21 protein-coding genes and 1 pseudogene are annotated in these 23,127 nt (G+C 46.9%); all 22 read left to right on the top strand.

Annotation, left to right across the window (positions count from 1 at the left end; all coding sequences use genetic code 11):
• Positions 1–69 precede the first annotated feature (69 nt).
• The 22 genes and pseudogenes from O9H85_RS27455 (at position 70) to O9H85_RS27350 (ending at position 23,109) form a co-directional block, all read left to right on the top strand.
• On the top strand, positions 70–1,083 hold the full coding sequence (locus O9H85_RS27455; protein WP_269884605.1) for a response regulator transcription factor: 1,014 nt from the start codon (positions 70–72) through the stop codon (positions 1,081–1,083).
• Complete coding sequence (locus O9H85_RS27450) at positions 1,080–2,897, top strand: sensor histidine kinase (protein ID WP_269884604.1); 1,818 nt, start codon at positions 1,080–1,082, stop codon at positions 2,895–2,897. Before O9H85_RS27455 ends, O9H85_RS27450 begins: the two co-directional genes overlap by 4 nt.
• Before the next feature lie 96 nt (positions 2,898–2,993).
• Positions 2,994–3,950 carry an ABC transporter permease gene (locus O9H85_RS27445; protein WP_269884603.1) on the top strand — a complete coding sequence of 319 codons (957 nt, stop codon included), beginning with the start codon at positions 2,994–2,996 and terminating at the stop codon, positions 3,948–3,950.
• A gap of 1 nt (position 3,951) precedes the next feature.
• Entirely contained in the window at positions 3,952–4,821 is an 870-nt protein-coding gene (locus O9H85_RS27440) for a carbohydrate ABC transporter permease (protein WP_269884602.1), read from the top strand.
• 260 nt (positions 4,822–5,081) lie between these two features.
• Positions 5,082–6,284, top strand: a complete 1,203-nt coding sequence (locus O9H85_RS27435; protein ID WP_269884601.1) for a Gfo/Idh/MocA family protein — start codon at positions 5,082–5,084, stop codon at positions 6,282–6,284.
• Positions 6,281–7,306, top strand: a complete 1,026-nt coding sequence (locus O9H85_RS27430) for a sugar phosphate isomerase/epimerase family protein (protein WP_269884600.1) — start codon at positions 6,281–6,283, stop codon at positions 7,304–7,306. The genes O9H85_RS27435 and O9H85_RS27430 overlap by 4 nt, the downstream gene beginning before the upstream one ends.
• Positions 7,307–8,040: 734 nt before the next feature.
• Positions 8,041–9,264 (top strand): MFS transporter, encoded by a 1,224-nt coding sequence (locus O9H85_RS27425; protein ID WP_269884599.1) that lies wholly within the window; start codon positions 8,041–8,043, stop codon positions 9,262–9,264.
• The gene (locus O9H85_RS27420; RefSeq protein WP_269884598.1) at positions 9,251–10,417 is read left to right on the top strand and encodes an iron-containing alcohol dehydrogenase; all 1,167 of its coding nucleotides are present in this window, start codon (positions 9,251–9,253) and stop codon (positions 10,415–10,417) included. Before O9H85_RS27425 ends, O9H85_RS27420 begins: the two co-directional genes overlap by 14 nt.
• Before the next feature lie 155 nt (positions 10,418–10,572).
• Positions 10,573–11,526, top strand: a complete 954-nt coding sequence (locus tag O9H85_RS27415) for an aldo/keto reductase (protein ID WP_269884597.1) — start codon at positions 10,573–10,575, stop codon at positions 11,524–11,526.
• 203 nt (positions 11,527–11,729) lie between these two features.
• On the top strand, positions 11,730–12,593 hold the full coding sequence (locus O9H85_RS27410) for an aldo/keto reductase (protein WP_269884596.1): 864 nt from the start codon (positions 11,730–11,732) through the stop codon (positions 12,591–12,593).
• A 50-nt stretch (positions 12,594–12,643) separates the two neighbouring features.
• The gene (locus tag O9H85_RS27405) at positions 12,644–13,441 is read left to right on the top strand and encodes an aldo/keto reductase (RefSeq protein ID WP_269884595.1); all 798 of its coding nucleotides are present in this window, start codon (positions 12,644–12,646) and stop codon (positions 13,439–13,441) included.
• A gap of 54 nt (positions 13,442–13,495) precedes the next feature.
• Entirely contained in the window at positions 13,496–14,161 is a 666-nt protein-coding gene (locus O9H85_RS27400) for a cyclase family protein (RefSeq protein ID WP_269884594.1), read from the top strand.
• A gap of 25 nt (positions 14,162–14,186) precedes the next feature.
• Positions 14,187–15,071 carry an SMP-30/gluconolactonase/LRE family protein gene (locus tag O9H85_RS27395; protein WP_269884593.1) on the top strand — a complete coding sequence of 295 codons (885 nt, stop codon included), beginning with the start codon at positions 14,187–14,189 and terminating at the stop codon, positions 15,069–15,071.
• Positions 15,072–15,161: 90 nt separating this feature from the next.
• A pseudogene (locus tag O9H85_RS27390) lies at positions 15,162–15,305 on the top strand (IS6 family transposase); the annotation flags it as partial.
• A 315-nt stretch (positions 15,306–15,620) separates the two neighbouring features.
• On the top strand, positions 15,621–16,976 hold the full coding sequence (locus tag O9H85_RS27385; RefSeq protein ID WP_269884592.1) for an ABC transporter substrate-binding protein: 1,356 nt from the start codon (positions 15,621–15,623) through the stop codon (positions 16,974–16,976).
• 63 nt (positions 16,977–17,039) lie between these two features.
• Positions 17,040–17,909, top strand: a complete 870-nt coding sequence (locus O9H85_RS27380) for a carbohydrate ABC transporter permease (protein ID WP_269884591.1) — start codon at positions 17,040–17,042, stop codon at positions 17,907–17,909.
• Positions 17,909–18,751, top strand: a complete 843-nt coding sequence (locus O9H85_RS27375; RefSeq protein ID WP_269884590.1) for a carbohydrate ABC transporter permease — start codon at positions 17,909–17,911, stop codon at positions 18,749–18,751. The genes O9H85_RS27380 and O9H85_RS27375 overlap by 1 nt, the downstream gene beginning before the upstream one ends.
• Positions 18,752–18,804: 53 nt before the next feature.
• Positions 18,805–19,986 (top strand): ROK family transcriptional regulator, encoded by a 1,182-nt coding sequence (locus O9H85_RS27370; RefSeq protein ID WP_269884589.1) that lies wholly within the window; start codon positions 18,805–18,807, stop codon positions 19,984–19,986.
• Positions 19,983–20,963 carry a Gfo/Idh/MocA family protein gene (locus O9H85_RS27365; protein WP_269884588.1) on the top strand — a complete coding sequence of 327 codons (981 nt, stop codon included), beginning with the start codon at positions 19,983–19,985 and terminating at the stop codon, positions 20,961–20,963. The genes O9H85_RS27370 and O9H85_RS27365 overlap by 4 nt, the downstream gene beginning before the upstream one ends.
• A gap of 41 nt (positions 20,964–21,004) precedes the next feature.
• Positions 21,005–21,994, top strand: coding sequence for a Gfo/Idh/MocA family protein (locus tag O9H85_RS27360; protein WP_269884587.1), 990 nt, complete (start codon positions 21,005–21,007; stop codon positions 21,992–21,994).
• Positions 21,995–22,037: 43 nt separating this feature from the next.
• A complete protein-coding gene (locus tag O9H85_RS27355) occupies positions 22,038–22,619 on the top strand; it encodes a YdcF family protein (RefSeq protein ID WP_269884586.1) in 582 nt (193 codons plus the stop codon).
• A gap of 166 nt (positions 22,620–22,785) precedes the next feature.
• Positions 22,786–23,109 (top strand): NIPSNAP family protein, encoded by a 324-nt coding sequence (locus O9H85_RS27350; RefSeq protein WP_269884585.1) that lies wholly within the window; start codon positions 22,786–22,788, stop codon positions 23,107–23,109.
• Positions 23,110–23,127: the final 18 nt, after the last annotated feature.

Below are 23,127 nucleotides of genomic sequence, written 5' to 3'. Positions count from 1 at the left end.
ACTTTTATATGTTAAATTATTTATATACAGGTCTGATTCACGCCCATGGATTGAGTTAGGGGGAAACGTATGTTTCAGGTATTAGTAGCAGAGGATGAACTCTGGATTCGCGATGCAATCGTGGAGATGGTCGAGAAGCTGCATCCGGAGTTTAGTGTTGCGGGTGAGGCAAGCAACGGAGAAGAGGCATGGAATTTTATCAATGAGCATTGGCCCAGTATTGTGATCACGGACATAATGATGCCTAAACAAACCGGGCTATGGCTGATTGAACAAATTTATCAATTGAATTTACCTGTTGTCGTTATCATTGTAAGCGGTTACGATAATTTTCAATATGCGAAGCAAGCGATGCGTTATGGCATATCTGAATATTTGCTGAAGCCGGTGGATGAAGAAGAACTGCATAGTGCACTGAACCGGTCGACGAAACGGCTTGAATACATGTCGGAAGTACATGATGGTTATCTGATCATTCAGCAATTTATCGAACAACTGCCTGAGATGAGCCAGAAGGTGATGCTTCATGAGCTTAACTCTATACTAGCTTATATTCTGAAGCAAAGGGCGGCATCGCCCAGCAAGGCCAAGAGTCTACTGACGATCTTCAATACCAAGCTTAGCGAACTGTTTCAAGCTATGTTTCCGCAATACACCCCGACCCCTTTCACGGGAGAAGATGAACAGACCATCCGCAAACATTTTGTGGGCTTAATGGATACGTGGCTGATAACATCTCCTAAATATGAATCCCAACAGTTTAAAAATTCGATTAAAAAGGTATGTGACTACATCGATGCGCATTATTATGAAAATTTTACGCTCGTCCGTCTTGCTGACATGTCGCATATGAGCGTATCTTACTTTAGCATGCTGTTTAAAAAAACAACCGGGCAAACATTTTTGAATTATCTGAATCTAGTCCGTCTTCAGAAGGCTAAGGAGTTGCTGAAGGAACCCGATTTGAAAATTTACGAGATTGCAGATATGGTAGGCTATACCTCGCTGCCTTATTTCAATCGGATATTTAAACAAATCGTAACGATTACACCTGTGGAATATAGAAAGCGTCTCGGATTATGAATAAACCAATCGGCTATATCTCTCGCTGGAAGATTTCGATCAAAATGAAGATGGTATTAGCTTTCCTAACTGTGAGTGTATTCTCTGTGGTGATGTTAGGGGGGTTCTCAAATTATATATACAGTGATGCAGTGGAGAAAGAGTTCTACAGCATTTCCAAGGAAGCAACCGTTCGCCTGAACTATCATCTTGATTATTATTTTCGGCAGCTGCAGCAGTCGACGCATTCACTGATCTCAAGCGAGCGAATCCAAAAATGGCTGACAAACTCAAATTATACCAATGAGGATATAAAAAATGTCGAGAAAGAGCTGAGGAACTACCTGGCCCTCAATTATTCTGAAACACAGGGCATATTTCTTATCTCTAGATCCAATCCGGTCGTTTCCATGGCCCAATCATTTGCGAAACTGGATCGTTTAACGAACGAGCCGTGGTATAAGATGCCACTTTCCGGTAATTTAGAGATCCTCCCAACGCATATTGCAAAATATGAAATCGCTAATGGAAGACCCGTTGTTTCCGTATTCCTTCCTATATTCGATAAGAACACTCTCGATCTGATCGGAAGACTAGTGGTTGATGTCTCGTTGCAAGAAATCGATCGTTCCTTCCAAAGCTCCAAATTGGGAAGCTCGGGAACTTTTTTTATCGTGTCCGAACAAAACTCCATCGTTTACCACCCCAATGAGGAGTGGGATGGACTGCTGATGGCACAGACGGCTCTTGCTTCCCTGAAAATTCCAGACGAAACATCGGCAGCCATGCAACGTTACCAGGGCCGGGACTATTTAATTGCCAGCTCCCGTTCAGATGTTACCGGTTGGCGAATTGTTTCCATTGTTCCCTTCGACGAGGTGGCTGTTGGTCTTAGTGTAGCCCGAATCTCAATGCTGGTTATGCTTCTCCTCATTACTATGCTTGTCCTCATTGTCGTGCCCTTGGTGACGAATCGCTTCATTAAACCGATTCTGACCTTGCAAAGCCTGATGGGACAGGTGGGCAAAGGGGATCTTACTGTGCAAACAGAATCGATTTCTGGAAAAGATGAGATCCAGCAGCTTTTTCACAGCTTCAATCATATGGTCAGGAGACTAGATCAACTAATTGCTACCAATACTGGACTGCAGCTCAAGGAAATGAAGGCACAGCTAATGCAGAAGGAGGCGTTTATCAAAGCGCTACAGAACCAGATCAATCCTCATCTGCTCTATAATACACTGGGCATCATTAAGAGTATGGCGTATCTTGAGAAGGTTCCCGTGATCGAACGGATGGCGCGTAATTTAGCCGATGTGTATCGATATACGACAAAGTTTACAGAGATGGAAGTCAAACTTGAGGAAGAATTCGGGCATTTGCTTAAATATTTAGAAATCATTCATACTAGATTTCCGAAGCATTTTCATAGTAAGTGTTATTTCAATGAAAAGTTTTTACAACATCGGGTCGTTAAATTTATTTTGCAGCCGATCGTTGAGAACGCGGTGAAATATGCCATCGAGCCTAGAGGGGGGGAGGGCGCGGTTATCGTTAGCGCCTATGATGAAGGCTCCGATCTCATTATTGAAGTAGCGGATAACGGGCCGGGTATCGAAGAGGAAGTCTTGCTGCGAATCAATGAACAATTGGATCAAATATCATCTAATGTCGATGACAATTATGGACAAGGGGATTCGCTTGGGATCTCCAATGTTCATGCGCGGATTGTATTAAAATATGGCAATAAATATGGTGTCACGCTGACCTCATTTGCAGGAAGAGGCACAGTTGTATCACTTCGGCTTCATACTATTACGGATGTGCCGAAGTGAGTAAGATTGATGAAGGAATCATAAGATATGATCATCACTTTTAAACTTCCTTTCGATATACTTGCTCCATAAGGCAGGAAGAAAGGAAGAAACGAAATGGAATCAGTGGGTCAACCATCGAAAGAGCGAACCGTATCTTCATCGACCAAAAGAAACAAGCTTTTGACTTGGAAGAGAGGAATTCCTCTTTATTTCATGATTTTACCTGGTTTTTTATTTTTTGCGATCTTTAAGTATATTCCGATGGCGGGGGTCATCCTTGCTTTTAAGGATTATGATCCTTTTCTAGGCTTTTGGTACAGCAAATGGGTAGGCTTCGAGCACTTTGAGAGACTATTCAGTTCCCCCGATTTTTTCGTTCTGATGTGGAATACGCTAGCGCTGAGTGCGGTGAATTTATTTTTCTTTTTCCCGGCGCCGATCATTTTGGCTGTTTTGTTAAATGAAATACGCTTGGCATGGTTTCGAAAAGGTATTCAGACGATTGTTTATATTCCCCACTTTCTCTCTTGGGTTATTGTAATCAGCGTCACCTTTATTTTGTTTTCAACGCAAGAAGGCGGCGTCAATAAACTGCTGGTCGAGTGGGGTTTTTCCAGATTTGAGCTGTTAACCAATCCGGGTTACTTTCGTTCTATGTATTTGTTACAGAATATTTGGAAGGAGACAGGGTGGAACGCTGTGATCTTCTTCGCCGCTCTTGCCTCCATCGATCCAACTTTATATGAAGCGTCCGTTGTGGACGGAGCCTCCCGCTGGAGGCAATTGTGGCACATTACGCTACCGGCTTTGAAGCCAATCATTATTATCCTGTTTATTCTCCGAGTAGGCTATGTGATGAATACCGGATTTGAGCATATTCTGCTCATGCAAAATCCTTTGAATCTCAATGTAGCTGATGTATTTGATACGTATGTGTACCGTGAGGGGATCCTCCAGGGACAGTTCAGCTTTACGACAGCCGTAGGACTGTTTAAGTCCGTTATAGGTCTGGTCTTAATCGTGTTGACAAACCGAGTGGCCAAAAAAATGGGCGAGGAGGGTGTGTACTGACATGAACACTTATAATTCTAGGGGGAAATCCCCACTATATCTTACTATCGTATATGGCTTGCTTATTCTTTTTCTATGCGTGGAAATTTTCCCGATTCTTTATATCATTATGATGTCTTTTGCGAGCAAGAAAGAAATCGTGACCCGGGGATTTTTCCTTTTTCCCAAAGAGTGGAGTTTAAATGCCTATGCTTATTTGATCGATAACCCCAACTTTATGCGGGCTTTTCGCAGCTCAGTAACGATCACAACAGTGGGCACGGTCTTCAGCATGACGATGACGACATTCATGGCGTATGGCTTATCCAAGCCGTGGCTGAGGGGTCGAAGCATGCTGAATTTCATGGTTCTATTTACCATGTTGTTCAGCGGCGGCATTATTCCCTTGTATTTGCTCGTGATGAACCTTAATTTATTAAACAGTTATTGGTCATTGTTTCTCACAGGAGCCATTATTCCATTTAACCTGATTGTGATACGCAGCTTCTTCCAAGGCTTCCCTATCGAGATTGAAGAATCCGCCCGAATCGACGGATGCTCAGAATTCGGCTTGCTATGGCGAATTGTGTTGCCGCTTTCCTTGCCTGTAATTGCGACCTTTTCGCTCTTCTATGCGGTGGAATATTGGAATACTTACTTTCAAGCGATCTTGTATTTGAATGACGGTTCCAAATTGCCACTTCAGGTGTTTCTGCGTCAGATGCTGAATGTATCGGATGGAAGTCAGGAGGTGACGGAAAACGGAATTGAATTCAGTCCTGCCGTACGTATGGCGGCTGTTATCTTTACGGCGGTTCCGCTGCTTATTGTGTACCCTTTTTTACAGAAGTACTTTAATCAAGGGGCACTGCTGGGCTCTGTAAAGGGTTGATAGTTTAGAGCAGCAAGGTTTGCGTTACAAAGTTCGAGAAGACGGGGGGAATGCTCGTAAGGTAAGATGAACCAGGCATGTCAGCGAAGAAGAGTGGGCCAGGATAACTGGAAGCCTTGGATATTGTCCGTATTGTTATGTTTTTGTTGACCAACGAGCCCTTGCATATCGACAATATCACGGTGACTCCGTGGGGCAGACAGCCGATGTCGCCGAAATCCTAAGTAGCAACGAAGCATTAACGAATGGGGCGTCTAACAATGAAAACCATCAACGTGGGTATTATCGGCAGCGGTTTTTCTGCAGCATTGCATGTGGAGGCCTGCCGCAAAGTGATCGGCTTGAACGTATGCATCAGAGCGATTGCGGGTGGAAACCGGGATCGGGCGGAATCCTTCGCCGGAAAGAATGGCATTCCAATCGTGTATAACGATTACAAGGAGATGCTTGCCGACAAGGAGATCGACGTCGTAGACCTGTGTATACCGAATATGATGCATGCCGAGGTTGCTGTCGAAGCGGCTCGTGCCCAAAAACATATTATTTGCGAAAAGCCGATGACAGGTTATTTTGGCTCGCCGGAGTCGATAACGGCAGGTAATTCTTTCGCCAAGACCGCTTTGGAGCAGGCGCTCCGCTCGGCGGACGAGATCCTGCACGCGGTGAGAGACAACAATGTCAAATTCATGTACGCCGAAAACTGGATTTACGCTCCATCCGTCGCTAAAGCGAAGCGGCTGCTGCATGCCGGTAATGGCTCGATACTCGATATCCGCGCGGAGGAGAGCCATAGCGGCTCGCATGCAAAGGCTTCGAAGCGGTGGGAAACAGCCGGCGGCGGCTCCTTAATGATTCTCGGTTCTCATCCGATTGCAGCGGCTATTCATCTGAAAAACTTTGAGGGCCGCTTGAAATGGGGCAAGCCCATTCGCGTTCAGTCGGTGGTTGCCGATATGGCGCCGATGACGAAAAGCTCCGCGTACGAGTCGGTACAGAAGCATTGGATGGTGACGGATTGGGTCGATGTGGAAACGTGGGCCAGCGTGATCCTCACGTTTACCGACGGGACCAAGGCGGTCATTTTTGCCTCATTTGCCGTACTTGGCGGCATTCGCAACGTTATGGACATCTATACCTCTAATTCAGTGATCAAGTGCAATATGACGCCGAATGATGGAGTTATGGTGTATGCGCCGAGTCCGGATGTCTTCGCTGAGGAGTATATTGCTGAAAAACTCGAAACGAAGGCAGGCTGGAATTTTGCCTCCTCCGATGAAGACTGGGTTCGGGGATACAATCAAGAAATGCAGGACTTCATGGAATGTATCGCTGAGGACCGGCTGCCCCTATCCGACGGGCAGCTGGCGAGAGACGTGCTGGAAGTGATTTACTCCGCGTACTTGTCGTATGAAACGGGGCAAAGGATTGAAATCAAAAATAATGAAGAGGAGCACAAAAGATGAATAACGCAGAGCTTAATGAAGTATCACTCGCCAAGGTATACGAGCAAATTCCAACTAAACACTATTTGGAGAATCGCCGCAGAGGGGAATATTATTCCGGTGACTACAAGCTGGGTGTAAATCTGTACAGCTTCAGCCATAATTTGTTCTCTTGGCTGCAGGGAAACAGCGCGGCGCCCCCGGTGGATACCTTGTCCCTCATTCGATTTGCCAAAGAGATAGGCTGTGACTGTGTGGATATCACCAGCTATTTCATTCCGGGCTATGAAACCTTTGCAATGCCTTCCAAGCCTGACCAAGAAATTTACGGCTATGCCGAGAGCATTAAAAAGCTATGCGAGGAGCTGGGAATAGAAATAAGCGGTACGGGAGTCAAGAACGATTTTGCTGACCCTAATTCCGAAAGACGAGCTTTTGACGTTCAACGCGTCAAATATTGGATTGACGTCGCTGCGGTGATGGGTGCGCCTGTCATGCGCGTTTTCAACGGCGAGATCCCGAAAGATATTTTAACCACCGATTGGGAAACGATCGCCAAGGAACGAATCGTTCCCGCCCTGATCGAATGTGCGGACTACGGCGCTAGCAAGGGTATCCAGATCGGCATGCAAAATCATGCGGATATCACCTCGACGGCGGATCAGGTCATCCGCATTCTGGAATGGGCCAATCACCCCAACCTTGGCGTCGTTAACGATACCGGCTGCTATAAAATTTTCGGCGCCGCAACGGGCGACGGCTATAATTGGTACGATGACATTGAAGCGGTGCTGCCGTACACGTATAACTTTCAAATCAAGAGATTGCCCGGCGGATTGAATACGGAGACCTTGACGGATTTGCAAGAGTTGTTTACCCGTATTCGATACAGCGATTACAGAGGCTATATTCCTTTAGAGACGATCTGGTCGAGCTCGGACCCGAATCATCCCTCCAAGCTTTCAGCCCCGCCTTACGAGCAGGTTCGTGAATTTTTCGAAGAAATTAAAGCTGCTATGACAAAAACGAAAGTACGAAAGTAATCACTTAATGCATAAAGGGATGTTCCTAAACCAATGAATGAAATGGTTGAGGGACATCCCTTTTTTGTTATTCATAAAATCCCATTAAAATCAAGGCTTCAGCAGACTATAACAGTTTCTACCAAACTCGCAATTTTTCCCGCAGCATATGGAACGCTCAAGTACAACAGTTCCCAAAGAATGCACAACATGCCCTTTCAATGATGGAGAATGTTGCGTAACATTTTTTAAAAACAGCCTTTTGATTTTCTGTAACTTCGGGTTTCAACAAATAGCATTATGAAATTGATTCAAATAAGAACCTTATAGAAGGAAAATTAAACCATTATATCGAATATGATCTCTTTGTACAATGTGGGATTATCGTAAAATCCTGACATGCTATTGAGCCCGTAGGAGCTCTTAAGAAAACTTGGATAGATAGTGCTTATGCTGCTAAATCTTTGGAGGAAATATGAGCAATCAAATATCCACTGGAGTTGAAGGAATGGAAGAGGCAAAGAATGTACGAGAAGGTTTTGGATTGAAACCTTCGGACTTTCGTAATCCGGTCGGGCCTTCTCCCTTGTTCGATTGTCAAATCTTTGCCCAGCTTGCCTTCTTACACTAGCTTGCCGTGAATACGGAAAGCCTGACCGAACAATCGATCTCACTTAAAAATGAACGGATGCTGGTGCACTAAATTAATGTTATTGTAATAATAGCTCGATATTATATGATAACGAGAGGTATCCATGCAAATCATTCGTGACGTTCGCAAGTTTGTTTCGATCCCCGGGGCGAGAACGCTGCTAACCATGTTATTTCTCTACGGTATAGGAACCGGCATTTTAGCACCTATGAACGCGGTATATCTCGACGAGAGCGTTGGGCTTTCTAAAGTTCAGATCGTTACCGTCTTTGCGGTATCCCTGTTCTGCAACATAGCCATTACGATTACAGTCGGTTGGATCAGCGACCGTCTGAAAAACAAGAAGAAGCTCCCGGTATTAGCGGCTTTTCTTTGCATTATCGGGTTGTCCATCTACATGAATGCTTCTGGTTTTCGGAGTGCGCTCATTGGAATGACGATAACAGTCGCACCGTCCGGATTGATCATGGGACAGCTGTTTGGCATGGCTAGAAATCATTTTTCCCGTAGCGCCGGTGACATTGTGGAGATGGCCCAACTATGGCTTCGGGCCTCCTATAGTGTTGGATTTTTTGCGGGGCTGCTGCTTGGAGCGAACATCTTCCTCATTGCAACGTTTAAAGGCGTACTGTGGGGGAATATGGCAGGCTATGTGTGTTTGGTGGTTCTGTTGCTGTTATATAAGGAAACGACGGGAGGACCGGGAGCGAAGCAAGCGGTGAAAGGAGAACCGTTCTCCCTTGTTATGCTGGTTGCACTGCTGATGCTCTCTTGTGCCGATGCCATTCGAGGATTATATTTGCAGCTTGTCGTATTAAAGCTGTTCGGTAAGCCGGAGATTATGTCCTACATATGGAGCGCACAGGCGGTATTCGAGCTGGTTTTCATGACGCTGGGCGGATATTGGGCGGCACGGTACGGTAGTAAGAAGATTATTTTTGTTGGCAGTTGTTTCGCGCTCGCCACTTATTTGACATATACGAGCAGTTCCTCGCTTCCTGTCTTCTTTGCCGTACAGCCGTTATATTCGTTCTTTGTTTCGATTCTGTACGGAGTTGCCATGGGATATGTGCAGCGGATGTTCTTAAGCCGAACAGGCTTTGGGGCAAGCTTATACGTGTTCATATCGCAGACGGCTTCTTTAATCGGATATTTCTTACCTCTGTTCATTCAGGGGATAACGCCGAACATATTCTTCATACCCAGCACTCTTGTAGCGCTATCATTACTTATAATCGGAATGGTGTTGTACCGGGAGAGAGGATCGAATATGAGGAGTTCGATGATACAATCAGTAGATAGGGGAAACCAAGATGCGAAGTTATAGTTACTTCTGTAATACGAGAATCGAGATGGGCATGGGAAAATCCGGACAACTGCCAGAACTGTTGAAATCCTTACACATCGGTTCATCCATTCTGCTAGTCAGTGATCCAGGCGTCGTGAAGGCAGGATTAGCAACACCGATTCAAACTGCGTTGGAGACGTCAGGTTACCGGGTTGTTCTGTTTGATTCACTCTCGCAAAATCCAAGGGATACCGAGTGTATTGCCGGGGCCAAGCTTTTTACTGAGCAGGGCATGGATGCTGTGGTTGCCGTTGGCGGCGGAAGCGCGATGGATGTGGGGAAAGCGATCGCACTGCTTGGTCCTAATGGAGGTGCGCCGATTGATTATTGTGAAGGAAGAAGGGCATACACCAACATCTCCCCCATTATTTGTATTCCGACCACGGCAGGAACCGGATCAGAAGTGACGCGTTCCGCAGTTATTACAGAATCTTTCACTCATCGGAAACTCACGCTTAAGCATGCCTCTTTACGGCCGTTGCTTGCTCTTCTTGATCCGAAATTGACGTTCACAGTGCCGAAGTCCGTTACAGCGGCAACAGGTGTTGATGCATTGGTTCATGCGATTGAAGGCTATACGTGCAAAGTCACCAATCCAATCTCGCAAGCGCTTGGTGCAAGGGCAATACAGTCGATTGTTTCTGCTTTGCCGACCGCATTTAGGGATCCGGAACATGAACAGGCTCGTTATAACATGATGGAAGGCAGTCTGTTGGCGGGATTGTGTTTTGGCTCAAGCGATGTTGCGGCTGTCCATTGCTTAGCTGAGGCGCTTGGCGGGCTGTACGATACACCTCATGGGGTTGCGAATGCGGTATTTTTGCCCTATGTGTTGCGATTTAACACGCAAGAAGAGAAGGCGATCCATGCCGCTCTGGCGCGAATAATGAATTTTGCTACAGAGTCGGATAAAGATGAGATTGCGATTGATAATATGATCGCCGGAATTCGGGAGTTTACGACAAAGCTCGAAATTCCGAAGCTGAAAGACCTGCCAGGAGTACGGATAGAGGATTTTCCTCGAATCGTCGAGTTAGCTGTCCAAAACAATTCAACGCCCAGCAATATCCGTTCGATTGGCGCTAAGGATTACCTGCATATTCTTCAACAGACCTACGATGATGTTCTTTAGCAGAGCGGCGGCTTGAACCGAGTCATTATGATCCTCGGAAGCGATAAACAGTTGCTGAGTGTTTCATTGAGCAATCTCTTGATTATGATTCGACTGCTTCAATAATATTTCCATGCTATAATAGTTGTAAAATTAAAGTACTGGAGGGATTTGGCATGCGATATCGGAATTTGGGGACAAGCGGATTGGAAGTTTCGGCGCTAGGTTTGGGTACGAATGCATTCGGTGGACGCGCAGACAAAAATACATCGATTCGAGTACTGCATCACGCTGTTGACAATGGAATCACGTTCATTGATACCGCCAATATTTATACAGGCACGAAGTCGGAAGAGATAATCGGAGAAGCGTTTGAAGGACGGCGTCATGAGGTGCTCCTTGCGACAAAAGTAGGCATAAAGCTAGGAGAAGGTCCGAACACCAGAGGTTCCTCACGTCAGCATATTCTAAAGGAACTCGAAGGGAGTTTGCGTCGGTTACGAACGGATTACATAGACCTGTATCAGATCCATGTTTTTGATCCGAAGACTTCGCTTGACGAGACTCTCCGTGCTTTGGATGATCTAGTGACATCCGGAAAAGTGAGATACGTGGGGGCCTCGAATTATGCAGCGTGGCAGATGATGAAATCCCTGGCCATTAGCCAAAGTCAACATCTGATCAAGTATGTTTCGGTTCAACCCGGCTATTCACTGGCTGATCGTGGTGTGGAAAGGGAACTGATTCCATTCTGTGTAGATCAGGGGATCGGAATCATTCCTTATTTTCCTCTGGCAGGAGGAATTCTTACAGGCAAATATTCGGGAGGTTCTATACCAAGCGGATCGCAGTTGGACAAGAACCCAAACTTTGCGCAACGTGTGAGCTCCGCCCGAGTGGAGTTGGGTGAACAGGTGGCAAAAATTGCTGCGGAGATCGGTACATCTGCTACGGCCCTCTCGCTGGCTTGGTTGATGCACCAACCTGCGGTAAGCACCGTCATCGCCGGAGCGACCCGTGAATCGCAAATCGATGAGAATCTGAAGGCGGTTAACCTCGATCTTACCGAGGACGTTCTGAAATTGCTCGATGAAGTAAGTAAAGACTTTATCTATTCACCTCCGTTTTGAAGCACATTGAATTGCGCGTGAAAAAGTGAAGATGTGAAGGTAATATGATAGAGGAAGAAGGTCACCGAGCGATCGGTGGCCTTTTTTTTGACATATTTGGGGCAATCGTTCGCCAACTGCTCTAAAAAAATGAATTCATATTAAATTTGGGGTATAATGGAAACGGAGAACTGCTTGATCGAATTATGAAGGAGGCGACCATTTTGGAAAAACGAAAATTTGGCCGAACAGGACAGGAGTTCCCTATTCTCAGCTTTGGCGCACAGCGTATCGTTGATGATCATAACTGCACGGAAGAGGAAGCCATTCAAATTGTAAATCGGGCGATTGATGAAGGTATCACTTATTTCGATACTGCCCCGATTTATTCTAATGGTCAATCTGAGGAACGGTTAGGTAAAGCCTTCGGAGACCGCAGATCAAAGGTCTGGGTCGTGACCAAAACCATCGACAGAACAAGAGACGGTTCATGGCGTTCACTGGAAGCTAGTTTAAAGCGATTGCAAACCGATCATGTAGAAGAGTGGCGCCTTCATGATGTAAGAACGATGGAGCAGCTCGATTTATGTTTTGCCAAGAACGGAGCGCTGCGGGCACTCATTGAGGCCAAAGAGCAGGGAATAATCAAGCATATAAGTCTGAGCGGCCATACAAATCCTAATGTTCAGCTTGAAGCGATTGACCGGTTCCCTTTTGACAGCGCCTTAGTCGCCTTATCTGCTGCCGATCATTTTATATACAGCTTTGCTCATGAATTTTTACCAAAGGCCAACGAAAAGGGACTGGCCATCATTGGAATGAAAGTCATTGGGTTGGGGAGATTGGCGCAGTGGTATGAAAAGGCTCTAAGATATACATGGTCGTTGCCTATTTCCACAGCTATTATTGGGATGGAATCGATGGAGCAGTTGGAGAATAACTTAAGGGTTGCGAAAAGTTTTAAGCCCATGACCGACCTTGAGAAGCTGGAGTTTTTTAAAGAGATTATACATATGGCCAATCCGGATGTTCTTCGGTGGAAGGCTAAGGATTGGAGCAACAAGGAAGAGTGGGCTGAAAGGCTTTAGACACATCGGAAGGCTGTTGTCATCTTCGAAAGGAATGGAGGGATTATTGCATGCGTCAACAATCAAAGCTTGGTTTGGGAGGGCACACTTTTATCGAGCAGTTGGGAAATGACCCGGAAGCTTCGTTTGAGGAACAATGCGCCATCGTTTCCGCCTGCTTGGATCAAGGGATTCGGCTCATCGATACGACCTATTATCAAGAGCGGGTGGCTTTGGGCAAGGTGTTAACAGAACTTCAGCGACGTGAAGAGGTTCAAATCATGGCCTGGAATTTCTTCAAGCAGCCCGGCAAAGAAAATGATTTGGTGAAGCCCACCCCTTATGAACCCCATCATATTGACATAATGTTAGAAGAATTACGGACAGACTATATCGATATTTTGGTTATTCATGCCCAAGACGATACCGAAAAGCAGCGGCGGGAGCTGGAGCTCGCCAAACAGTGGATCGCAGAAGGCAAGGTAAACAAAGCGGCGATCGGCATGCTGAAATTGGAACACCTGCAGCAGCTGCCGGATAACCATCCGGTTTCCTATGTGCTGGCGCCATATAATGCGTTTAATCAGGGCGCACTGGAAACATTCCGAAAGGCAAAGGAAATGGGGCTGGAGGTGGTGGCATTGTCTCCTTTTATCCGCGGTTGGAAGCTGGACGAAATCGGGGAGGATAAGGCAAAGGCTGCCGAAATTTTGCTAAGATGGGTTACGGGCCATGAGCTTGTTGACTTTGTAATCGTTTCCATGCGCAAAAGCGATTGGGTGAAGGCGAACGTTGAAGCAGTGCAATCCGGCCCGCTCGATCAGGAAGAAGAGCAGAAACTGAACAGCTGGATCGAACGCTTGGCCTAAAGCGTTGAACCAAGGCCTGAAGTTCATACAATGAAAACGAAATGAGGTAGAACCGTGCCGTCTATTCGGAAAATCATCGATTTGTCCCAACCCGTTTATCATAATTGTCCGGGGTGGCCGACTTACGAAATGGTCGATGTGCGTTATGAGGCGATTTATCCGAATGACGGATATACCGCGGAACGGATTCAGATGAATGTGCATACGGCTACCCACCTGGATGCGCCCTTTCATTTCTATCCGGAGGGGAAGACGATCGAACAAATCCCGATTGACCGGTTTCAAGGTGAGGCGGTACCCGTCGATTTATTCGGGATCGCAGCCGACACTCCGATAGGCGTGGAACATCTGGAGCCTTATAAAGACATCGTGCGCCCAGGAGATATTGTCCTCCTTTGTACCGGATGGGGGAAAAAACGGGGGTATACGAAGGAGTATTATCACCAGTGGCCCTACTTGTCCGGTGAAGGGGCTGAGTGGCTTGTAGACCATAAAGTCAAAGGCGTCGGGCTCGACGGATTAAGCATCGGCGGATGGGGTATGGAAAAAGCGGTGCCTCCGCATGAAATTTTGCTGTCAAATGAAATTTGGCCTTTAGAGGAATTGTATTTGACGGAAGAGCTGCTTACGGAAGAAAGATGGTTTTTGTGCGCGTTTCCGTTAAAATTAAAAGGTTTTGGTGGAGCGCCGGTCAGAGCGGTGGCGATGGTCTTCGATTAACCAAGCAAAATATCAGGAGGTACTGATGGATATTTTAACATTTTCCGACGAAATTCATATGGTTATTCCGGAAGGCGCCGTTCTGGAGCGGCTCGAAACCGATTTCCGGTTCGTTGAAGGTCCGGTTTGGGATAGCGTACAGCAATGTCTTTATTTTAGCGATATCCCGGCGAGTACGATATATCGGTGGACGCCAACGGAAGGGTATTCCGTTTACCGGACCCCCAGTGATCATTCGAATGGACTCACCCTCGACGGGCAAAGGCGTCTCTTGGCGTGTCATCATGGAAGCCGAAAAGTAACCAGAACGGAAGCCGACGGGACCATTACCGATGTGGCGACGCATTACCAAGGTAAACGATTAAACAGCCCGAACGATATTGTCGTCAAGTCGGACGGTTCCATTTACTTTACGGATCCGCCTTATGGCCTGAAAGGGCACATCGAGGGAAAGGAGCTGCCGTTTCAAGGCGTCTACCGGTACGATCCGGCAACGGAGGAACTGCGGCTGCTGGTCGACGATTTCGATAAACCGAACGGGCTCGCTTTTTCTCCGGATGAACAAACGCTTTACGTCGATGACTCCGGGCGGGATCACGTTAGGGCGTTCGACGTCACTTCAACGGGAAGCCTGATCAACGGTCGTGTCTTCACGAAACTGGATCCTACTATAGGCAATGGAGTAGCGGACGGCATGAAGGTGGATCGTGAAGGCCGCGTATACGTTACGGGGCGAGGCGGAATATGGATCGTATCTCCGTCGGGAGAGAAGCTTGGCGTCATCCGAATGCCTGAAGTCACCGCCAATTTGGCGTGGGGAGGGGATGGCCGGGATCTGTATATCACCGCCTCCACTTCATTTTACCGGATCCGGCTGAACGTGCAGGGGATTCCTCCAGTCCGCGGCTGAAAAGCGGAATTCGACTCTCCTCGTATCACAACATAAAAAAGCGCTGAATGCGAGAGGTCAGCGCTTTTTTATGTTGCTGTCTCCCTGACTTTAACGGAAATGATGAAAGAACGAGGATTGAATATTGCACATACGACGATCATGCGCCCAGTTCATCAGTTTAGTCCTGAAATAGACAAGCGAATTCGACCCTATTTGAAATCGACAAATGATTCTTATCGTGTTGACGAGACTTAGATTAAAGTCAAAGGAAAATGGATACAATCCCCACGCGTAATTACGATTGATAAGAACCCGGATGAGTTCTGTTATCGGTTCAACCGCCGTGAATAATCAAATTCATTAATTCTTAACGTGCAGTTTATATCTGTTTTACGCTGCGCCTATAAAATGAGGATGCTTACTAAAATAATTTGATTATGTTTAAAAAATTAGGGAGGTCTGGGGTCGGTCGAGAAGAACTTGCGATTGGAGATACGAACTGGCGTCTCTTATTGAGAAAGATCAGGATTAGAGACTTAAAAACTAACATTAGGGAGAGAAATCGTTATGCTAAAACAGAAATCGATTACGGCTCTTGCGGCTCTGATAGGGATTACTGGTTTATTGGCCGGTTGTGGCACCAGCCAAACAAACGGAACCTCCACCGCGAATCAACCGACCGGTGTTCAAACTGCAAACAATGAGAAAGTAAAGTTGACTTATTTCAGCTGGGATCCAGCCAATGAGAAGTTGAACCGGGATCTGATCGCGCAATTCACGAAACAGAACCCGAATATTGAGATTGATATGCAAGCGTACGAACCCGCTACTTATTGGACGAAGATCAGTGCGTTGGCTGCTTCCGGAAGCACGCCCGACGTGATGGATATGAGCTCGGGTTATGTGGACGAATGGGCGGGTAAAGGATTGCTGTACGATATGCAAAAACTCGTCGACCGAGACATCAAATCAAACGATTATTACACCAGCCTATATACGGCTGTTCGTTATCCGGACAAGCAGAAGGGGGATATGTACGCGTTCCCGATCAACTATGTTACGACTGTACTGTATTACAATAAGGACCTGTTCGATAAAGCTGGAGTGTCTTACCCGACTGAAAAATGGACTTGGGACGATTTCTTGAATGCGGCGAAAAAGCTGACCGTCGATACGAATGGCGACGGCAAGCCAGATCAATGGGGCTTCTTTACTTACGGCCGCTATGCTCAAATAGAGCCCTGGATTTATCAAAACAACGGTGACATTCTGAACGCGGACAAAACAAAATTCGAGGTAAACGATAACGCCAAAGAAGCGCTACAGTTTCTAACAGATTTGACGTTGAAGTATAAAGTATCCCCGTCGCCCAAGTCGGTGGGAGATCAGAAGGGAACCATGTTCCAAACCGGCAAAGCCGCAATGTTGGTGGAAGGTTCGTTCGCAATCGACGGCTTTCGCAAAGATGTCGGCGACAAATTCAAATGGGGCATGACTACCATTCCGCACGGGCCGCATTCGACTAAAGAAGTGACCTACGGATGGCCGGATAACATGGCGATCGCCAAAAGTTCCAAAAACGTCGAAGCGGCATGGAAATTCATACAATTCATGAGCGGGCCCTCCCGTCCCGTGGAGCAATTCCCCGGCGGTAAGGTGCCGGCCTACAAACCGACCGCTATGTCGGATGCGTGGCTGGAAAAAGGCAAACTTCCTGATAACAAAGGCTTGATTCTAAAGCAAGGCGAATCGATCGGGCCGAATTCCTATACGAAATCATGGTCGGAATGGCGCGGCTACGCGGCGGCGGTCGGATCGGGCATGAACGGGGAACTCGATCAGGTATTTGATGGTGTGAAACCGTTCGACGCCGCCCTTCAAAGCATGACCAAATACGCAAACGATATTTTGAGCCGAAAATAAGCGGGATGCGGAGGGGGATCGATCATCCCCTTCCGCTTCATTAGCAAGACAAAGGAGCAGATCATGCATTTATACAAAAAATCCGCGTATCTTTTCCTGCTACCCATGCTGGTAGGGCTTTTGGTCTTCAGGCTGATCCCGATCGTGATGTCATTTCTGGCCAGTTTTACCGATTGGAACGTTTATTCGCCGCCGAAATGGATCGGACTCGATAACTACAAGCAAATACTGGCATCAGCGGAATTCTGGGAGATCATGAAACGTACTGCACAATTCGCTGTAATCTTTACTGCCGGAGTTTGCGTGATCGGATTGTTTTTCGCTGTCTTATTGAACGAAAAGATGAGGGGCATCCGGTTTTTCCGGGCCGTCTTTTTTTTGCCTGTTATCACCTCGGTAGCCGCCGTTGGATTGATCTGGAACTGGATGCTTAGCCCGCAAGGCGGGCTGCTGAACGCACTCCTGAAGCTGCTGGAACCATCCGTTGACAGCATTTCCTGGCTGGGAGATAAAAATTATGCATTATACTCGCTTGCGTTTGTTTACGTATGGAAATCGGTTGGCTATCAGACGATCATTTTTATAGCAGGCTTGCAAGCCATTCCGCACGAATTGCGCGAAGCCGCAAAAATGGACGGCGCGGGTCCGGTCTTGTCATTCTTCCGGGTAACGCTCCCGCTGCTTACCCCAACGTTATTTTTCGTCCTTGTCATTACCGTCGTAGAGTCGTTGAACACCTTCGGCATCACGTACACGTTGACAGAAGGCGGCCCTTATAATTCTTCGACTACGCTGTCCTATTATATTTTTCAAAACGCATTTGTCCATTATAGGATGGGATATGCTTCAGGATTGTCGTATGTGCTCTTCCTGATAACAGTGCTATTGACAGGACTGAATTTCTGGCTGAAGCGGAAATGGGTGAATTATTGATGAGTCTGCGAAAAGGCCTCAAGCCGCTCTTCATCTACTTGTTTTTGACCATATACGGTATAACCACGATTTTCCCGTTCCTTTGGATGGTTATCACCACGTTTAAGTCCAAAGGAGCCGTTTTCGAATTCCCGCCGCAGCTAGTTCCCGACCTTATGTTCAAGCCGGGCATGTGGGACAACTACGCCAAAGTTCTGTTCGAGCACCATTTCATGTTATATTTATGGAATAGTACGTTCATCTCCTTGACAGCTTCGTTCGGTCAATTGTTGACCTGCTCCTTGGCCGGATTTGCTTTCGCGCGTATGCAGTTCGCCGGAAAACATATAATCTTCTCGATTTTGATCGGAACAATGATGATCCCGGGAGAAGTGACGATCATTCCTGAATTTTTGATGTTCTCCAAGCTCGGATGGCTCAATACGTTTGCTCCTCTCATCATTCCATCGCTGCTTGTAGGAACGTTCGGGACGTTTTTGCTGAAGGAGTTTTATTCGACCGTGCCCGCGGGCTTGGAAGAAGCAGCTATTATTGACGGGTGCTCCTCTTTTCGGGTATACAGAGACATTTTTTTGCCATTATCGGGTCCGCCGCTCGCGACGTTATTTGTCATCGCTTTTATGAACAACTGGAATGATCTCCTCCGTCCCGTTCTGTACACGCATTCCCCCGCTCTTCGTACGGTATCGCAAGGATTGATGGAATTCCATTCGGTTTATTCCACAGACTGGACGTTATTGATGACTGCATCGGTCATTGCCTTGCTGCCGATAATCGTCGTATACGTGTTCAACCAGCGATATATTTTGGACGGGATGATCAGTTCGGGGATGAAGGGTTGACCAACGTTACCAGTAACGGGGAAAGTCGGCTCTTTATTAGGAGGTTTGCATGCATGTACAAATTGTCCAGTCCGAAATTGATGAAAAATATAAACGAACAACGGGTATTAAATCTCATCTTCCATGAGGAGCCAATTTACCGGGTGGAGATAGCCGAGAAAACCGGATTGACGCAGCAGACGATTACGAATATCGTATCCCGTTTGCTGAAGGATCAAATCGTGCTCGAAGGTAACCCTGCAGCTTCGACCGGCGGGAGAAAGCCGATCCCGCTCAGAATTAACCGATCAGGGATGTACGCGGTAGGAGTGGAACTAACCGTAAAACGAATTCGCGTAGTTTGCGTCGATTTCAACCAGGAATTGGTTAGGCAATATGAACAGGACATCGAATTTTACACCGACGGGAATCACACCTTGCAAGTTTTGGTCGAGGGCATTGAAGAGCTGCTGAACGATCCCTTATTGCGAAGCAGGACCAAAGGAATCGGGATTAGCGTGCCAGGTTTGATCGATTCTTCGAAAGGACTCGTTCACTCGGCGCCGGGACTGCATTGGAATCAGTTAAAGCTTGCAGACGCGTTGGAGGAGCGGTTCGGCTTGCCGGCAGCGATTGAGAATGACGTCAACGTAATCGCGGAATACGAGAATGCGTACGGACTGCTGGCTGCTTCCGAGAACAACATTACAATTTACTTCGACTATGGAATCGGAGGCGCTATCGTTGTCCGCAAAGAAATTAGTACCGGATCTCACCGAGTCGCCGGAGAATTCGGTCATACGAAAGCGTTTTTTGGAGATAAAGCGGTACGCTGCCATTGTGGCGGCATGGGATGTCTCACTACAAAGGCATCCATCGGCGGGATGGAGAAAACGCTCGGCATCCCGTTAGTCGAAATCGAGCGGCTTTTAAGAGACGGAGATGCGGCTATCGTTTCTTATTTAAATGAAATGGCCGAAACGATCGGAGGCGGTTTGGCCAACATCGTCACTTTTTTTAATCCCGATCATTTGCTTTTGACAGGAAAGCTCATGCAGACGTTAGGCTTTTATATGGTTCCGCTTATCGAGCAAGAGTTAAGGCGAGTCGTACCGAAATTTTGCGAGGGAGTCCAGATCGTTAGTATTATGCATGCGCCCGACCGTGCGAAAAGTGCTGCAAGTTTGGCTATCAATCATATGTTTCAGACAGTAGAACGCCGACATTTGATTTTTCCGGAGGTAAGGAATAGATGAAAGTTGCAGTCATTGGTTGCGGAAAAATGGGAGTAACTTATATACAAGCGTTGAGTCGGATGCCGGGGGTGGAATTGGCGGCCATTAGTGACCTCCGCCTAGAACATGCGGAACGAATTGCCGAGGAATACGGAATATCGGCTTATTCATCGGTAGACGACTTGCTGGCGGATAAGAATATCCAAGTGGTATGCGTAACCGTACCGAGTCATTTGCATAAAGAACTTGTGGTGAAGGCGGCGAAAGCAGGTAAGCATATCGTATGTGAAAAACCGCTGGCGTTATCGCCGAAAGATGCGGAAGAAATGATCCTGAGCTGCAACGAAAACGGCGTACAACTGTATGTCGCGCATGTCGTCCGGTTTTTTCCGGCCTACGCCGACATAAAACGTAAAATTTCCGAGGGAGTCATTGGAGATGTCGGTATCGCCCACGCGAAGCGGATGGCAGGCAATCCGGGAGTGGGAAGGGAATGGTTCTTGGACCCCCGGCTGAGTGGCGGGGTTATTATGGATGTCATCATTCACGACATCGATTTCATGCGGTGGACGCTTGGAGAGATCAGCAGCGTTTATGCGTTGAATCATCGGACGGAGTCGTTGGACTATGCTTCTGTGACGCTCCGTTTTCGAAGCGGCGCCATCGCGAACCTGGAAGGGTGCCTCGGGTCACCGGACACGTTTACTTCCGAAGTCGAGCTATTCGGGAAAAAGGGCGCTATCCGGCATAGCAACCGGGACGGAATCACCTTGAGAGCCGTTCTAAGGGAAGGTCCGCACGGATCACCCGTGGTCAATGAACAGAGTCCCATTGTCCATTCCAACTACTGGACTGAGCTCAACCATTTTCTGGAATGCATTCGTACGGGGAATGATCCAGTTGTAAGTGCTTATGACGGTTTAAAAGCGGTCGAAATCGCCGCCGCTGCCATCGAATCGATTCGTACGGGGCAGCCTGTGAGCTTATCTGAATCTTAACCTTAATAAATATTCAGCGTTTTGATCTGGGAGGAACAACTATGCGTAAACTGAAAGTTGGAATGATCAGCTTCGCCCATGGTCATGCCAACAAATTTTTGCAATGCTTGTCACGGATAGAAGAAGTCGAAATCGTCGGAATTGCGGATCAAGATTGGTCCCGCGTGGAATCGCCGGTTAACGACTATCGGCTGCGGTATTATTCCGACTACCGTGAATTGCTGGCCTCCGATGCGGATGCCGTTGTCATTTGTTCCGAAAATACGCGCCATGCGCAAATGACCATAGATTCGGCGAGAGCCGGCAAGCATATTTTATGCAATAAGCCATTAGGAACGACTCGGGAAGATATGGAGTCGATGATCGGCGCTTGCCGGGATAACGGAGTACAATTGATGACCGCTTTCCCTTGCAGGTACCTTCCCGCTGTCGCGAAGGCGAAAGCGGCGCTAGAACGTGGAGAGCTCGGAGAAATTGCAATAATTAAAGGTAGCAACAAAGGGACGGCGCCCAGGTCATGGTATACGGATAGGTCGTTGTCCGGCGGCGGGGCTTTCATGGATCATATCGTTCATGTGATGGATTTGATCTTGTGGTTTACGGGCTGGCGTGCCGAAGAGGTGTATGCGGAGGCTGGTACGTTGTTCCATGACATCGAGGTGGAAGATGCGGGAATCGTTCACGTTAAATTCGATAACGGTGCATTTGCCGTCATCGATCCCAGCTGGTCCCGCCCGAAGTCGTACCCGGCCTCAAGCGATTTGAAGCTGAATCTGATCGGTTCCAAAGGGATGATGTCGCTTGATGCATTCGCCCAAACCAATGAGCTGTACAGCGATGACCTCACCAAAGCCCAATGGAATTATTGGGGTGATGATATGTACGTTTACATGATCGAAGGATTCGTTCACGCTTTACTGGAAGGAAAGCAGGTACCCATTACCGGGGAGGACGGTATGCATTCCACTATGGTGGCGTTGGCGGCCAGTGAATCGGCCCGTCTCGGCCAACCTGTGAAGGTCTTAGCATGATGTGCGTGAAGGGCTAATTTTTTTAACACTAGGTGAATGTTCAATGTTAATGCTGCTGCTATACATGATTGTAAGCTTGATTATCGTCCTGCTTCTGTTTTTCGTATGGCTCCATACAGCCCCTATTCAAAAAAAAGGAACAGATGCCTTAATCATTTTGGGTTTTCAGTGTGACGGCGATAATATACATCCATTACTTCAGGAACGATTAACAACGGCGATTGATCTTTTAAGCTCAGTTGACTACAAAAAGGTCATTTTGACCGGAGGCGCAGTAAAGTCTACCCAATCTGAGGCTGTAATTATGCGTGATTACTTGATACGACACGCCGTCAATGAGGAGCGAATCGTTCTTGAACAGAATGCTCTTGATACCATTCAAAACATTAGCAATTGCCAAACCATAATGAAGCAATTCAATTTGAAAACCTGTACGGTGATTTCCAACTCGTTTCATATCAGGCGAGTCCAATATATTGCTGATTTTCTGGGCTTATCATCTTGTTATTATGCTAATCGGAGCATTCGGGCTTTATTTGGGCAATGTTATCGTACACTTCATGAGCTGAAAACTTTTTATATAACCTATAAGCTTTTAAAGAAAATGTCTTTACCTGGAGGTTGAATAATCGTGATGCTGTGCGGCGGGACTATGCCCTCACATACAGCACTTAACTTCAAGTAACTTAGTGTAAATTTATTCACTCCTTCTCATGTCAGACATGACCATTTATAATTTAAGTGGAGTTGATTGGAATTGAAAAACTTCGATGATGGGACGTGAATGATGCATGATTTACGAATTGAGAATTTATACGATTCTTCCAGGAAGAATAGATGCGATTCGAAAGCGCTTTTCCGATCATACGCTTGGTATTTTCGCCAGACTTGGCATGCAGGTCTGTGATTTCTGGGAGGATTTGGAGGAACATCCTAAGCTGTATTACACGATGAATTACGAAAGCATGGAAGAGCGGACAAGACAGTGGGAAGCTTTTTCGCAAGACGAGGAATGGAACGAAGTGAAACAAAAATCCGAGCTGGATGGAAAAATTGTCGAACGCGTCGAACAGATTTTTATGAAAAAAGCGGATTATTTTAAAAGTCCGACTTGAAGTTGGCAATGCTATGCA

The sequence above is a fragment of the Paenibacillus gyeongsangnamensis genome, from assembly GCF_027533625.1.
Classification (GTDB): Bacteria; Bacillota; Bacilli; order Paenibacillales; family NBRC-103111; genus Paenibacillus_G; species Paenibacillus_G gyeongsangnamensis.
Note: the sequence above shows the minus strand (reverse complement) of the source record. Positions and strands in the feature narration are given on the sequence as shown.